The organism is Limosilactobacillus sp. (assembly GCF_022482365.1).
Taxonomy (GTDB): Bacteria; Bacillota; Bacilli; order Lactobacillales; family Lactobacillaceae; genus Limosilactobacillus.
Window position 1 is genome coordinate 715868 of record NZ_JAKVPE010000001.1, and the last position, 13205, is coordinate 729072.

Below are 13205 nucleotides of genomic sequence, written 5' to 3' on the forward strand. Positions count from 1 at the left end.
TTGCATGCCAACACAAACAATTGCCGGCGAGGTTCGTCACTACGTCTTGCGAAACGTCATCGCCAGCCTGGGGATGTCGATGTACGTGCTGATCGACACCCTCTTCATCTCGATTGCGGCCGGGGCACTGGGGCTGACCGCCCTCAACCTGGTCCTGCCACTCTTTAACGTCTTCAACTGCCTTGGGCTCCTGCTCGGCGTCGGGGGCGCCACCATTTTTTCGCTCAACAAGGTCCTGCATCCGGAGCGCGTCCGGGACCTTTACAGCCAGCTGATCATCTTCGCGGCCTGCCTGGGAATCGTCCTCGCCGTTTTAATCAACGTCTTCGTCACCCCGGTCGTCAACTTCCTCGGTGCCAACGACCAGACCCGGCAGATGGCCACCATCTACCTGCGGATCTGTGCCTGCTCCGCCCCGCTCTACATGTGCAACTACATCTCGATTAATTTCGTCCGGAATGACGGTAACCCGACCCTGACCATGAAGGCCACTCTCACCGAGACCATCTCAGTGATCTTCATCGACTGGTTCTTCATCTTCGGCTGCGGGCTGAAGATGGAGGGGGCCGCATTGGCGGTGCTCTTCTCACCGGCCATCAGTCTGCTCGTCCTCAGTCGCCACCGCCACTTTGCCCAGCGGCAACTCCAGCTGCACTGGTGCCGGCCGCAGCTAAAAACGATCGGTCGGGCCGCCAAGCTTGGGATCGCGGCGGCCTTGAACGAGCTCAGCACCGGGGTCAGCATTTACTTCTTCAACCACGTCCTGCTCCAGCTGGCGGATAACTACGCCGTGGCGGCCTACGGGGTAATCTCCAACATCGCCATCGTCGTCCTGGCCCTGGCCAACGGGGTCGCGCTTGGCGTCCAGCCGATCGCCAGCCGGGAATACGGGGAGAATCACTTTGCCAACGTCACCGCCGCCCTCAAGACGGGAATGGTCATCACCTTGATCCTGGCAACCGTCAGCTTCTTGATCCTGATCGTCTTCAAGCTGCCAATCATCGAGGTCTTCAACACCTCCCAGTCCAGTCAGCTGGTCCACTACGCCAGCGTTGGTCTGCCGATCTACTTCACCAGCGCCTTCTTCAGCGCTCTCAACCTCCTGTTCATCCTTTTCTTGACGGCGATCAATGCCGCCCGGGCTTCCTTCACCCTCTCGCTTCTGCGGGGATATTTGATCCTTCTGCCGGCGATCTTCATCCTGGCCGCAATCTTCGGGATCAACGGGGTCTGGGCTGCGATGCCGGTGACGGAGCTGCTCGTCTGCCTCGTCGCCGCCATCCTGGTTCGCCAGCGGATCCAAAATTTTGACTAATTAAAAAGACTGATGAGAAAGCAATTTTTCTCACCAGTCTTTTTATTAGTTCAGGCTAAAGATTCAAATGGTTCTTCTTCACCGCGTGCCGGTAGAAGAGCCAGGCCAAAATACCGAAGAAGACCGGACCAAAGGCAGTCCAGAAGGCCGTCTGAAGATCGTGGTCCAGAATCGGCTGGACGCAGGTAAAGATGATTCCCAGGCAAACAATGATTTCGACGAAGACTACCAAGACCTTGGTCCAGAAACGGTTCTTGAAGACCACGAAGTCGTGCGGAATTTCCTTCTTTTGGAAAATCGGGAAGGCCCCGACCAAGAAGATGTAGGGCGCGCAGGCCGAAACGTTAACCATGTCGGTCAGGATCTGGTAGAAGGCGCTGGCGGCCGAACCCCCGAAGGAAATCAGGAAGATGATGCAGCAGACAAAGATCGCCTGCAGCCACATCGCAAAGGCTGGCATGCCGTGCTTGTTCAGCTTCGTCACCCGGGCCGGCCACAGTTTTGGATTGGCCCCCATCACGAAGGACTTGATCGGCGAGTAAACCAGCAGGAACATGGCGCCCAGCATCCCCAGCAGACCGGATAGGGCGATCAGTCGGGTAAAGATGTTGCCGAGCAGGAGGTTGGTCGCGTGGCTCAGGCCAAGCGAGGCCCCCATCATGTAACCGAGGCGGTCAAAGACCACGTAGGTTACGTTCCCCAGGTTGACATTCGGCCGGGCGATGACGTGGTCGTAATTGACGGTAAAACCGGTCATCAGAATCATCAGCACGTAGCTCCCGATCGTCAGCAGCGACCCAATCACCAGGCCGCGCGGGAAGGTGTGCTCCGGATCTTTCATGCTGTCGGTCACCCCACCGAGGTTTTCCATCCCGCTGTAGGCAAAGATGGCGTAGACGACGAAGGAGATCACCGCAATCGGCGTCTTAAAGGCCGGGTTCGGCGACTCGAAGAAACTGCTGATGCCGTGGATCGGCTGGGCGGTAACCCCCTTGTTGGCGATAATTGCCACCAGGCTGGCCAGGATAAAAATCGCGTTCATCCCGATCATGAAGGCCCCGCCGAAGGAACTAATCTTGGTAATTCCGTTCATTCCCTGCGAACTCAGGAAGGTCACTAAGAGGACAAAGATAATCGCCAGGATTCCAATCAGTTCCGTCGAATTAAAAATCCAGAAGTGCCACCGCTGCGTCGTGTCGTGCCCAAAGAGCAGGGCCGACAGGGTGATCCACAGGCGCGAGGCACTGGAGACCAGCCAGAGGATCCAACTCGAAAGCCAGATGAAGGTACCAATAAAGGCCAGCTTCTCCCCAATCGAACCGGCCAGCCAGGAGTAGATACCACCCTTGGCGTCCTTAAAGGCCGACCCGTACTCCGCCATCATCAGGCAGCACGGAAAGAAGAAGCAGACCCCGGCCAGGATGTACCAAAACATCCCGGCGTAGGCCATTTGTGCATAGGCAATGGAAACATTCCCAAAGCCGTAAATCGTTGAGATAATCATCAGCACCAAGGTCGGTGTGGTGATTAACTTAGGTTGTTTTTCAGCCACTATAAATTCAACTCCCCCAAGCATATACTTTAGTTTTTTAAGTAGCTTCGTTTTAATTATATGCTATCGGACTTTATTAAAAAATGAACATGAGAAGCTTTTAATCAATAAATCTGGGGAAGGCAAAAGAGCCGCAATGTGCTTGGCATTGCGACTCTTGTTAAATTCTCATACTAATTGGTATCTTTGTCGCTCGCGATCGGCAAAATGATCCGGAAGAGCGAACCGGCGCCCAAAGAGCTTTCCAGGGTGATGGAACCATGGTAGCCCTCGATCAGGCGCTTGGCAATCGACAGGCCCAGCCCGTTGCCGCCCTTCTTACGGCTGCGGGCCTTGTCCACCCGGTAGAAGCGGTCAAAGACCTTGTCGATGTCCTCCGGTGGGATCCCGGCCCCGAAGTCCTGGATCCCGATCTCAACGGTGTCCATCCCCCGTGAAAGCGAGATGTGGACCTCCCGCCGCTCGGTTGAATACTTGACGGCGTTATCACAGAGGATCACCAGCACCTGCTCTAAGTGGTCCCGGTAGATGTTGGCCGTGATCGGCTTGCTCAGGTCATCATCAAGGGTAAAGACGAAGTCGGGGTAGAGCATCTTGAAGTTGTTGTAGACCTGGTGCACGACGTCGTTGACCACCGTCTGTTGATCGCGGTAGTTGATGTCGACCTGCTCGGCTCTGGAAAGGTCAAGCATTTCTGCCACCAGGTTCTTCATCCGCTCCGTTTCGACCAGAGAAGCGTTGATTGAATCGTTAAGGACCTTTGGATCATCCTTCCCCCAACGCTGCAGCATGTCGAGGTGGCCCTGAATAATGGCAATCGGGGTCCGCAATTCGTGACTGACGTCGTTGACGAACTGTGACTGCTGGTTGATGTAGCGCTGGGTCTGGTCAAGCATCTCGTTAAACATCGTCGCCAGCTCGGCCAGCTCATCATTGTGGGCTGGCACTGGTACCCGCGCATTCTTGGTGGGGTCCTTGCTGATGACCTTGACCGTGTCATGAATGTCACCGAGGGGCCGCAAAAAGAGCATCGACAGGAAGTAGCCCAAAAGTCCGCTGGCCAGGACGACCAGGCACAGGGCCAGGATCATCACAAGGCGCAGCTGCCGGTAGTTCCGGTAGTAAACGTTCAGCTTGTTTTCCACCTGAAGATAACCGATCAAGCGATGGCCCTGCTTGGCGTAAATTGGGGCCTGGCCGACAATGATCTTGTGACCGGGACCCTTCTTCATTTGGACCCGATGCTGGTCGTTAAAGGCCGGCTTGGTGATGGGCTGCCCAGTGCTGAGGACCGTCTGGTGCTTGGGGCTGTATACATTGACGACCAGGTGCCCGTCGCTCAATTCCTGAACGATTGGCCGTTGGTACTGGGCGCCCCCCGTCTTGTGCTGCACCAGCGCCGATTGAACATTTTGCTTGGTGAGGGGGTGATCCACCTGTCCCAACTGGCGGCTGATATTAGTCATCCCTTGGTCAAGCAGCCCGCGCTCCTGATCGAAGAGCCGCTGCGTGAAGGAGGTGAACATCGCCATGGCGACAATGAAGAAGATGAATAGTGAACCCACGGCCGTCCCAAAGGCCCACTTCAGCTTGAGGGAGATAAATCGACGGTCGCTTGTTTTCTCATCCATAATTAACCACGAGCCTTAGGAACGAATAACGTAGCCCGTGCCCCGGACGGTCTGAATGTAGCTCTTCTCGCCAGGCCGGTCGATCTTGTTCCGCAGGTAACGGATGTAAACATCCACGACGTTGGTTTCTACCTTGGAATCGTAGCCCCAGACCTTGCTGAGCAGTTCTTTTCGGGACATCACCACGTTGATGTTTTCCATCAGGATCAAGAGCAGTTCGTATTCTCGCTTGGTCAGGTTGATGACCTCATCGCCACGCCGGACAACCCGGTTTTCCTTTTCGATCGTCAGGTCCTTGTAGTTGACCGTGGTCTGGTGTTCCTTGTTGTTGCCGTCTTCAATGCTGATCCGCCGCAGCAGTGCCCGTACCCGGGCCAGCAATTCTTCAATGGCAAACGGCTTGACGATGTAGTCGTCGGCACCGTGGTCCAGCCCAGAAACCCGGTCGATGACGGAATCCCGGGCCGTCATGATGATGATCGGGGTGTCCTTGACTTCCCGGACCCGCCGTGCGACCTCAATCCCGTTTAGTTCCGGCAGCATCAAGTCCAGGAGGATCACGTCAAAGTCCTGGTTCAGGGCCGCGTCCAGGCCAGCCCGCCCGTCCAGTTCGACATCCGTGTCATAGCCCTCGTGCTTGAGCTCCATGTCGACAAACTTTGCTAAATTTTCTTCGTCTTCGATAATTAAGATTCGACTCATTACTTTCACCTGCTAATAATTAATTTGAACGTTCGTATTAATAAAACAAAATAATTTTATCACAGTTTTCTAATAAACCCCAGCCTTAGCCAGGGTAAAATCAAGAAATCTTCACGACGCATCAAAGCCAGTCCAGCTAATTATTAAATTTTAAAAACAAAAAATCACCCCAGGTCCGGCGCCTAGTGGGTGATTTTTATCGGTCAAATTAGTTGTTAGTGTTAACAACTTGCTTGCCGTTGTAGTAGCCACAGTTAGGGCATACCATGTGGGACTTGCGAAGTTCACCACAGTTTGGGCAAGGAGTTAAGCCAGGGACGTTCAACTTAATGTGCGCCCGACGCATGTTCTTCTTGGACTTTGAAGTCTTCCGTGCTGGAACAGCCATGTTAGACACCTCCTAGGATTAATTTATCCACAAATGGTTTTTAACCGTCCGCTACTTTTTATCATCCTGATCAGGAAATAACTTTTGCAGTTTCGCGAAACGTGGATCAACTTTTTGATCTTTCTGCTTGCTGGCCTTATAGTCATCCTCAGAAATAACACTCCAGTCATTTCCCTTTGGCATGGCTTTACCGGCCTTTTCATCCGCAGAAAGCACTCGTAACGGCACCTGCTCGACGATGTTCTCCGCTAGTGCGGTATCAAAGTCGATCGGCTCCCCGGGCTTTAAGAGGAAAACGACCTCGTCATCCTCGTAGCGCGAAAAGTGATCACGATCATCAATATACGTCTCCGTAAAGTCAAAGTCAAGCGGTAACGAAACGGGAGTCAGCGAACGACTGGATGGCACCGTCAGCGTCGTCTTGACGTTGGCACTGATGGTCACATCCCCGTCGTCGTAGGATACGTACCCGTCCACCTTCACCGGTTCAACGGCTAAGATGATATCCGGGAACAGCTTCGTCAATGATGCGTTCAGATCAAAAGTACTTTGAATATGAAGTGGTTCATCTTGATACCGATGTAACTCTGCAATCGACCATTTCATCGTACTAACCTCCTAATGCAACGTATGCAATTATACTAGTCCCCCGAAGGCTTGTCAATGGTTTTTCCTTGACAGCTCCTGGCCCACTCACCGGGGCATTTTACCGGTCAAAAAGCATGATCGGCGGGTGGCTGAGGTCCTGTTCGACCGGGGTAAAATTCTGGTAAAGCTTGCCGGCCCGGTAGTCCAGGTTGCACAGGTGATCGCGCATCTGCTGGCTGACCTTGGTAAAGATCGGCATGCTGACCGCCTTTTTCACCTGGTGCAGGTAGGCTCGGCCACGATCGGTAAAGCCCAGAATATGGATGTAGGGCTGCTGAAGATGGGCCGCCATCTCCTCCTCGCTGATCTGCAGGGTGGCATAGAGGCACATCCGCAGAAGATGAGCATAGGTGTAGCGTTTGGTCTTTAGGCGGTGGATAAAGGTGGCAAAATCCAGGGTCTGCTGGGCGACCTCCTTCATCCGATTCTCCAGTCCCTCCGCCATCTGATAAGTATTCGCCAGATAACCGGTCGGGGCCTGAATCAATTGATTGCGCAGAAGCGGAAAGAGCTGTTCCCAGGACGGCACCCGTTTCACCTGCCGCAAGCCCTGTGCCATCACTTCGGGAACGGTCGCCGAAAAATCGGTCTGCGTGGCGACCGCCTGGCGGATTGCACTGGCGCTGGCAATCTGCCCGTGGATTTCCTGATCATGGTAGTCGCTGCCACGCCGCTGAATCGCGTGCAATTGCATCGGATAGTGGTGGCGCAGGACGGTCTTCGTGTAGGCAAAGGCCAGGATGTCATTGGGATCCTTGAGCATCACCCCGGTCTGGGCGACCAGCTGCTCGTTGAACTGGGTGGCGTAGGTGGCGTTATACTGGTTGAACTCCGCGGCGTCGAAGTTCTTTTCCGCCGCCACCAGCGCTTCAAAGTCCCAGTCGGGGTGCTCGGCCCCAAAGGCGACCTGGTCCACCGCCAGGGCGTTCAGGATCGCCAGGGCCCCGGCCGCAAACCGGTGGGCCGGTTGAACGGCCGAAAAGATCGGCAGCTCCACGACCAGGTCGACCCCGTTCTCAAGGGCGGCCCGGGTGCGGGTCCACTTATCGACGATTGTCGGCTCGCCCCGCTGGGTGAAGTTGCCGCTCATCACGGCCACCGCGACGTCTGCGCCGGTAACCTGCTTTGCCTGGCGAAGGAAATAGCGGTGACCATTATGGAAGGGGTTGTACTCGACAACCATGCCAACTGCTTGCATCATGCTCATCCCCTATTTATGACAGTCAAAGAACAAGCGCGTCGTCTCCTCGTTGGGCGCCATGCGACCAAAGTCAGCACTGACACGCACCTGGTTAAAGCCCGCCGTAACCAATGCCTGTTGGAGGTCGGCTAACGGGTAGCTGCGCTCGAAGTGGGTTTCGCCCACCCGTTCATATTGACCATTGTCCAGCTGATTAAAGAAGGCCAGGTCGTGAATCACCCCGTGTTCAACCTCATCATTTCCGTAGCTGCGCCACATGAAGGCGTGCTGGTGATCATCGTCCTCATAATTGTACATGTAGCCGGGATAGATGACGTCCGTCTGGTAGGGCGTGATCACGTCAAAGAGAAAACGGCCGCCTGCTTTGAGGTGGTCGTGAACCTGGTGAAAACTGGTGGTGACGTCCGCTAAATTATCAAGGTAGCTAAACGAGTCCGCATAGCAGGTCACCATGTCGTACTCGGACAGACCGGAAAGATCCCGCATGTCCGCCTGGAGCAGGTTTAGCTCAACTCCCGCGGCGGTGGCGTGCTGGGCCGCCAGCGCCAACATGTCCGCCGACAGATCCACGACGGTCATTTCCTTGCCTGCTTTCGCCAACAAAACGGCCAGGCGACCGGCACCGCCTGCCAGATCAAGGATAGTCGTCGCCTTTTCGCCACCGTGTTCCAGCGTGTACTGCGCCCAGTCCTCATAAAGCTGGTCGTCGAAGAGCTGATCATACAGCTGGGCAAAGCTATGGTAAATCATTAGTCGTTAACCCACTGGTCGATGTTCACCAGCGGAGCATCGGACCACAGCTTTTCAAGGTTGTAGAAGCTCCGGGTCTCTTCCCGGAAGACGTGAACGACCACGTCACCAAGGTCGATCAGGACCCACTTGGCATGGTTCTTCCCCTCGACGCTCCCGATGTTGACCTGGTTTTCGTGGGCCTTTTCGATAATGGCATTGGCAATCGCCTGAACCTGCCGATCGGAGCCCCCGGTCATGATCACAAAGTAATCGGCCATTGGGCTAATCTCGTCCACCTTCAGGGCAACAATGTCTTCGGCCCGCCGTCCATCGGCAGCCTTGACAACCATTTCCAGTAACTGTTTGCTTTCCATCTAGTCAATCTTCCCTTCGTAAGCTGGTACCCAGGCGTTATAGGTTTCAATCGTCTTCGGGTACACTGGTTTGTTATTTTCAATCAAGTATTCCAAGGTGTGCTTGGTCTGGTAGGCCACGCCGGCACCCAGGTCCTGCTCGGTCAGCTGCCGGGCGGTCTCCACCCCGGCAAAATCGCGGGCCGGTTCAATGTAGTCGGCCATGTAGATGACCTGTTCCAATTTGGACATGACGGCCGCCCCGGTCGTGTGGTGGCGAACCGCATTCAAGATGTCCTCATCCCAGATGCCTAGCTCGTCCTTGATCAGTTCGGCGCCGACAATCCCGTGCCAAATGGCGTTGCCATAATTCAGCAGTTCGGGGTCCAGCCCCTTTTGGTGAATTTCATTGATGAAGTCCCGATCCGGCCGCTGCTTGGCATAGTCGTGGCACAAACCGGCAATGCTGGCCTTTTCCACGTCCACGCCGTTTTGCTTGGCCAGATGAATGGCGGTCTGCTCAACCCGCAAGACGTGGTGGAAGCGTTTCTCCTTGAGGGCCTGGTGAAGCCGGTCAACCAGCTGGTCACGGGTCAGCGGAACGTAATGGTGACGATAGTCAATAATCTCACTAGTCATGATATAAATGATGCTCCTTTATATAGTTCGCAACCGCCTGGGGAACCATGTAGCGAATCGACTGCCCCCGCCGAATCCGGTTGCGGACGTCGGTGGAACTAAAGCCCACCGGTGGGACGTCCACCCAGATGACTGGATAGTCCGATTCGTTCTTGGCACCCGGCCGCCGAACCCCGACAAAGTGGAAACGGGGCAGGCGCACCAGTTCGTCGATCCGGTGCCACTTGCTCAAATAGTCCACCATGTCACCGCCGATGATGAAGTAGTATTCGGTGGTCGGATTCTTCTCAATCAAATCCTTCATCGTGTCGTAGGTGTAGCTAATGCCGCCCCGCTCCAGTTCGCTTCCTTCAATTGCGAAGAGCGGATTATCCTTAATCGCCAGCTGGAGCATTGCCAGCCGCGTCTCGGCATCAATTGCCGACTTGTGATCAACGTGGGGCGGATTGGCATCCGGCATAAAGCGAACCTGATCAAGCGACAGGGTATGGCCGACCTGGTCCGCCACCAGCAAGTGGGCATTGTGAACCGGGTTAAAGGTTCCGCCGTAAATTCCGACCCGCCGCCGTTTTTCCATCATCACCGTTTCTGGTTGCACCCGCGGCTGCGGGGTTGCAATGACTCGACAACGCTGCATAAGCACACTTCCTTAAATTCGCGCAACGCGCTCCGACAGGTTCCGCAGATCCTTATTTGCGGAAACCTTAAACAAGACTAAGACCCGACCGATCGTCTGGACGACCTGGATATCGGTATTATCTTCAATAAATGATTTTAATTCGTCAGTGTCAACATCGGCATTCTGCAGGATGTTGACCTTGATCAGCTCCCGCCGGTCCAGAGCACCGTCGAGCTGGGCCAGCCAGTTTTTGGTCAAGCCCTCCTTGCCAACCGCAAAAATCGGCTGCAGGTGGTTGGCCTGCGCCCGCAAGAAACGTTTTTGCTTTCCTCTTAACTTCATTCCAATTCTCCTTACTAAATCATTGCCCGGCGAACCAGGGCACCGACACCCTTTGGTACCCAGGCGGCCACCGTAACCCCCGCGGGGACGGTGATCCAGCCGAGGCCTTCAAAGACGATGTCGCTCTTTTCGTGGACGTGAAACTCCTCTTTCTCCAGCGGTGGGAAATCAGCCAGCTCGTCACTGGTCGGCGGCGTCAGGAGTTCACCGACGTGCTTTTCGTAGAACGTATCCGCATTGGCCAGCTTGGTCCGGTGAATCATCAGGTTGTTGTCGAAGTAGGCCGCCACGCCGACCCGTTCACCCTTAAGGTAGTCAAAGCGCGCAATGCCACCTAAGAAAAGGGTCTGCTCCGGATTCAGTTGGTAGGTCCGGGGCTTGATCTCCTTTTGCGGTGCCACCAGCTTGAGGGCCTTTGGCGACAGGACGTGAGCCATCTGGTGAGCATGGATAATTCCCGGCGTGTCGATCAGGCGGTGACCATCGTCCAGCGGAATCTCGATCTTGTCCAGGGTCGTTCCCGGGAAGCGGGAGGTCGTAATCAGGTCCTGGATCCCGGTCCGTGTCTTGATGATCTGGTTGATCATCGTCGACTTGCCGACGTTGGTGACGCCGACCACGTAGACGTCTCTCCCCTGCCGATAGTGCTCAATCGTCTCCAGAAGGTCATCAATCTGGTGGTTCTTCTTGGCCGAAACCAGGACCGTATCCACCGGCCGCAGCCCTGCCAGGTTGGCTTGCTGACGAATCCAGTCACGCAGCTTGGACCGCCGCAGGGAGCGGGGCAGGAGATCCTCCTTGTTGCCGACCAACAGGATTGGGTTTTGGCCGACGAACCGGTGAAGGCCTGGAATCAGGCTGCCGTTGAAGTCAAAGATGTCGACCACGTAAACGATCAGGGCATCCGTCTGGCCGATCTGGCTCAGCAATTTCAAAAAGTCGTCGTCGGACAGGGAAACCGGCGCAATTTCGTTGTAGTGGCGAAGCCGGAAGCAGCGCTGGCAGTACAATTCATCGTTGGCCAGGCCCTTTTCAATCGCCGACTGCGGCGTGTAGCCCGGGGCCTTGGGGTCGGTGGATTGGATCACCGCTCCACAGCCAATGCAACGCAATTCTTCTTGCTGCTCACTCATCTTCTAGTCCCTCCTGCCATTTCAAGTTCGGGTACTGCTTCTTCAGTTCCCGCCAAACGAAGTTACCCATCTGGCGATTTGGCCAGGTGATCCACTTGTCGGTGTTGATCAGCGGCTTGACTAAGAGGCTGTAAACGCCGGCTCGGTTAGCCGCGATCACGTCGGTCATCAGTTGATCGCCGACCATCACCACCTCATGCTTCTTCAAGCCGAGCTTCTTACGGGCCCGGGTAATGCCGTAGCTGAATGGCTTCATCGACCGCGCCATAAAGGGCAGGTCTAAGTCGGCTACCGCCTTGCCGATCCGTTTCTTGCTATTGTTCGAAATCACGATCAGTGGGATCCCCGCCTGGTCAAGTTCTTCCATCCAGCGGTGGAGTTCGGGGGTTCCGTTCGGATTGTTCCAGGCAATCAAGGTGTTATCCAGGTCACTAAACACCGCCCGAATCCCATGCTGCTTTAATTGCTGGGGTGAAACGTTGTAGACGCTCTTCACCATCCAGGTTGGTTTAAATTTTTCAAACACAGTTGCACCTCATTATGCATTATTAGATTAATTATAACGATTGTTCAATGGGGTTTCAATTAATCAACCCCCGGGCGACTCACTAAAAAAGCCACCCATCGGCATAAGGGGATGGGTGGCTAAAAAATTAAACTTAGTTGAGGGCCTTCTTGGCTTCGTCAACCAGGGCAGTGAATGCCTTTGGGTCGTTAACGGCCAGGTCAGCCAACATCTTCCGGTTGATGTCAATGTTAGCCAGCTTCAGTCCGTGCATTAACTTGCTGTAGCTAATGTCGTTCATCCGGGCACCAGCGTTGATCCGGGCGATCCAGAGTTCACGGAACTTACGCTTGTTGACCTTCCGATCACGGAAAGCGTAAACGTAACTCTTCATTACTTGGTCCTTAGCAGTCTTGAACAGACGGTGCTTTGAACCACGGTAACCCTTTGCTAACTTCATAATGCGCTTACGACGTGCGCGCGTAACAGTTCCACCTTTAACTCGCATGTTGAAATCCTCCTACGTATGTCTTATTGATCGATTGAAGTTTACTTGAATGGTAATAACTTCTTGTAACGCTTTACGTTGGACTTGTCCATCATGCTCAAGCCACGTAATTGACGACGTTGCTTCTTGGTCTTACCGTGGAAACGGTGGCTGGTAAATGAGTTACCACTCTTGAATCCACCCTTAGCGGTACGCTTGAAACGCTTTGCAGCAGCGCGGTTAGTCTTCATCTTTGGCATAACTAATTCCTACCTTCTTAATTAATTTTTCGCTTTATCAGCAATTGGGGCGAGCGTTAAGAAAATGCTCCGCCCTTCCATCTTTGGACGTTGGACAACAGTAGCAATGTCGGACGTTTCTTCAGCCATCCGTTCAATCATGTCACGACCGATATCCTTGTGCGTGATCGCACGGCCACGGAAACGCAATGAAACCCGTACCTTGTCGCCCTTGGCGATGAACTTGCGAACCCGGTTCAACTTAACATTGAAGTCGTTCGTGTCGATGGATGGGCTCAGGCGAATTTCCTTGACAGTTACTGTCTTCTGCTTCTTACGAGCTTCACGCTCTTTCTTTTGCATCTCGAAACGGTACTTACCGTAATCCATAATGCGGGCAACAGCTGGCCGTGCCTTTGGTGCTACTAACACCAAATCAAGATTGGCATCTTCTGCCAATTGAAGTGCTTCTCGCTTTGACTTGATACCCAATTGTTCACCATTTTGGTCAATCAGGCGCACCTCGCGTGCACGAATACCGTTATTGACAATCATATCTTGTGCTATGGCAACGCACCTCCAATTTTATTAGCGAAAGATCAAGCAAAAAAAGCGGGGCACAACACCCCGCTAAATAGGAACAGACCTCTCTCGTCTGCTCAATTTCATCTCGTCAGCCCGGCGACCCTTGTCACCCAGGCGAGAAGCGGGTGCTTCTG

At 54.3% G+C, this 13205-nt stretch carries 17 protein-coding genes and 1 other annotated feature (1 of these 18 cut by a window edge); of the genes, 1 reads left to right on the top strand and 16 read right to left on the bottom strand.

Translation table 11 applies throughout. The features are described from left to right. Nucleotides 1-4: 4 nt before the first annotated feature. Nucleotides 5-1315, top strand: coding sequence for an MATE family efflux transporter (locus tag LKE23_RS03435; RefSeq protein ID WP_291978095.1), 1311 nt, complete (start codon nucleotides 5-7; stop codon nucleotides 1313-1315). Nucleotides 1316-1370: 55 nt separating this feature from the next. Here the strand turns inward: LKE23_RS03435 and yjeM are convergent, their stop codons facing one another. From yjeM to infC, 16 genes are all read right to left on the bottom strand, one after another. Beyond that, a complete protein-coding gene (gene yjeM, locus LKE23_RS03440; protein ID WP_434737607.1) occupies nucleotides 1371-2867 on the bottom strand; it encodes a glutamate/gamma-aminobutyrate family transporter YjeM in 1497 nt (498 codons plus the stop codon). Between the two features lie 173 nt (nucleotides 2868-3040). Further along, a complete protein-coding gene (locus tag LKE23_RS03445; protein ID WP_291978096.1) occupies nucleotides 3041-4498 on the bottom strand; it encodes a sensor histidine kinase in 1458 nt (485 codons plus the stop codon). 15 nt (nucleotides 4499-4513) lie between these two features. Further along, nucleotides 4514-5200 (bottom strand): response regulator transcription factor, encoded by a 687-nt coding sequence (locus LKE23_RS03450; protein WP_267201928.1) that lies wholly within the window; start codon nucleotides 5198-5200, stop codon nucleotides 4514-4516. Between the two features lie 208 nt (nucleotides 5201-5408). Then, nucleotides 5409-5588, bottom strand: coding sequence for a 50S ribosomal protein L32 (gene rpmF / locus LKE23_RS03455; protein ID WP_267201927.1), 180 nt, complete (start codon nucleotides 5586-5588; stop codon nucleotides 5409-5411). 51 nt (nucleotides 5589-5639) lie between these two features. Next, the gene (locus LKE23_RS03460; RefSeq protein WP_267201926.1) at nucleotides 5640-6194 is read right to left on the bottom strand and encodes a YceD family protein; all 555 of its coding nucleotides are present in this window, start codon (nucleotides 6192-6194) and stop codon (nucleotides 5640-5642) included. Nucleotides 6195-6294: 100 nt separating this feature from the next. After that, nucleotides 6295-7434 carry a nucleotidyltransferase gene (locus tag LKE23_RS03465; RefSeq protein ID WP_291978097.1) on the bottom strand — a complete coding sequence of 380 codons (1140 nt, stop codon included), beginning with the start codon at nucleotides 7432-7434 and terminating at the stop codon, nucleotides 6295-6297. 12 nt (nucleotides 7435-7446) lie between these two features. Continuing rightward, nucleotides 7447-8187 carry a class I SAM-dependent DNA methyltransferase gene (locus tag LKE23_RS03470; RefSeq protein ID WP_291978098.1) on the bottom strand — a complete coding sequence of 247 codons (741 nt, stop codon included), beginning with the start codon at nucleotides 8185-8187 and terminating at the stop codon, nucleotides 7447-7449. Then, a complete protein-coding gene (gene rsfS, locus LKE23_RS03475) occupies nucleotides 8187-8543 on the bottom strand; it encodes a ribosome silencing factor (protein WP_267201923.1) in 357 nt (118 codons plus the stop codon). Before rsfS ends, LKE23_RS03470 begins: the two co-directional genes overlap by 1 nt. Next, on the bottom strand, nucleotides 8544-9161 hold the full coding sequence (gene yqeK / locus LKE23_RS03480) for a bis(5'-nucleosyl)-tetraphosphatase (symmetrical) YqeK (protein WP_291978099.1): 618 nt from the start codon (nucleotides 9159-9161) through the stop codon (nucleotides 8544-8546). Beyond that, on the bottom strand, nucleotides 9154-9798 hold the full coding sequence (locus LKE23_RS03485) for a nicotinate-nucleotide adenylyltransferase (protein ID WP_291978100.1): 645 nt from the start codon (nucleotides 9796-9798) through the stop codon (nucleotides 9154-9156). The genes yqeK and LKE23_RS03485 overlap by 8 nt, the downstream gene beginning before the upstream one ends. 12 nt (nucleotides 9799-9810) lie before the next feature. Then, entirely contained in the window at nucleotides 9811-10122 is a 312-nt protein-coding gene (yhbY, locus tag LKE23_RS03490) for a ribosome assembly RNA-binding protein YhbY (protein ID WP_291978101.1), read from the bottom strand. A gap of 14 nt (nucleotides 10123-10136) precedes the next feature. After that, nucleotides 10137-11255, bottom strand: coding sequence for a ribosome biogenesis GTPase YqeH (yqeH, locus tag LKE23_RS03495; protein ID WP_291978102.1), 1119 nt, complete (start codon nucleotides 11253-11255; stop codon nucleotides 10137-10139). Further along, the gene (locus LKE23_RS03500) at nucleotides 11248-11781 is read right to left on the bottom strand and encodes a YqeG family HAD IIIA-type phosphatase (RefSeq protein WP_291978103.1); all 534 of its coding nucleotides are present in this window, start codon (nucleotides 11779-11781) and stop codon (nucleotides 11248-11250) included. Before LKE23_RS03500 ends, yqeH begins: the two co-directional genes overlap by 8 nt. 133 nt (nucleotides 11782-11914) lie before the next feature. Beyond that, entirely contained in the window at nucleotides 11915-12268 is a 354-nt protein-coding gene (gene rplT, locus LKE23_RS03505; protein ID WP_267201917.1) for a 50S ribosomal protein L20, read from the bottom strand. Nucleotides 12269-12309: 41 nt separating this feature from the next. Then, nucleotides 12310-12507, bottom strand: a complete 198-nt coding sequence (rpmI, locus tag LKE23_RS03510) for a 50S ribosomal protein L35 (RefSeq protein ID WP_047770538.1) — start codon at nucleotides 12505-12507, stop codon at nucleotides 12310-12312. A gap of 21 nt (nucleotides 12508-12528) precedes the next feature. After that, the gene (gene infC / locus LKE23_RS03515; RefSeq protein ID WP_291978104.1) at nucleotides 12529-13041 is read right to left on the bottom strand and encodes a translation initiation factor IF-3; all 513 of its coding nucleotides are present in this window, start codon (nucleotides 13039-13041) and stop codon (nucleotides 12529-12531) included. Between the two features lie 43 nt (nucleotides 13042-13084). Then, nucleotides 13085-13205, bottom strand: a sequence feature (ribosomal protein L20 leader region) (it continues 9 nt past the right edge of the window).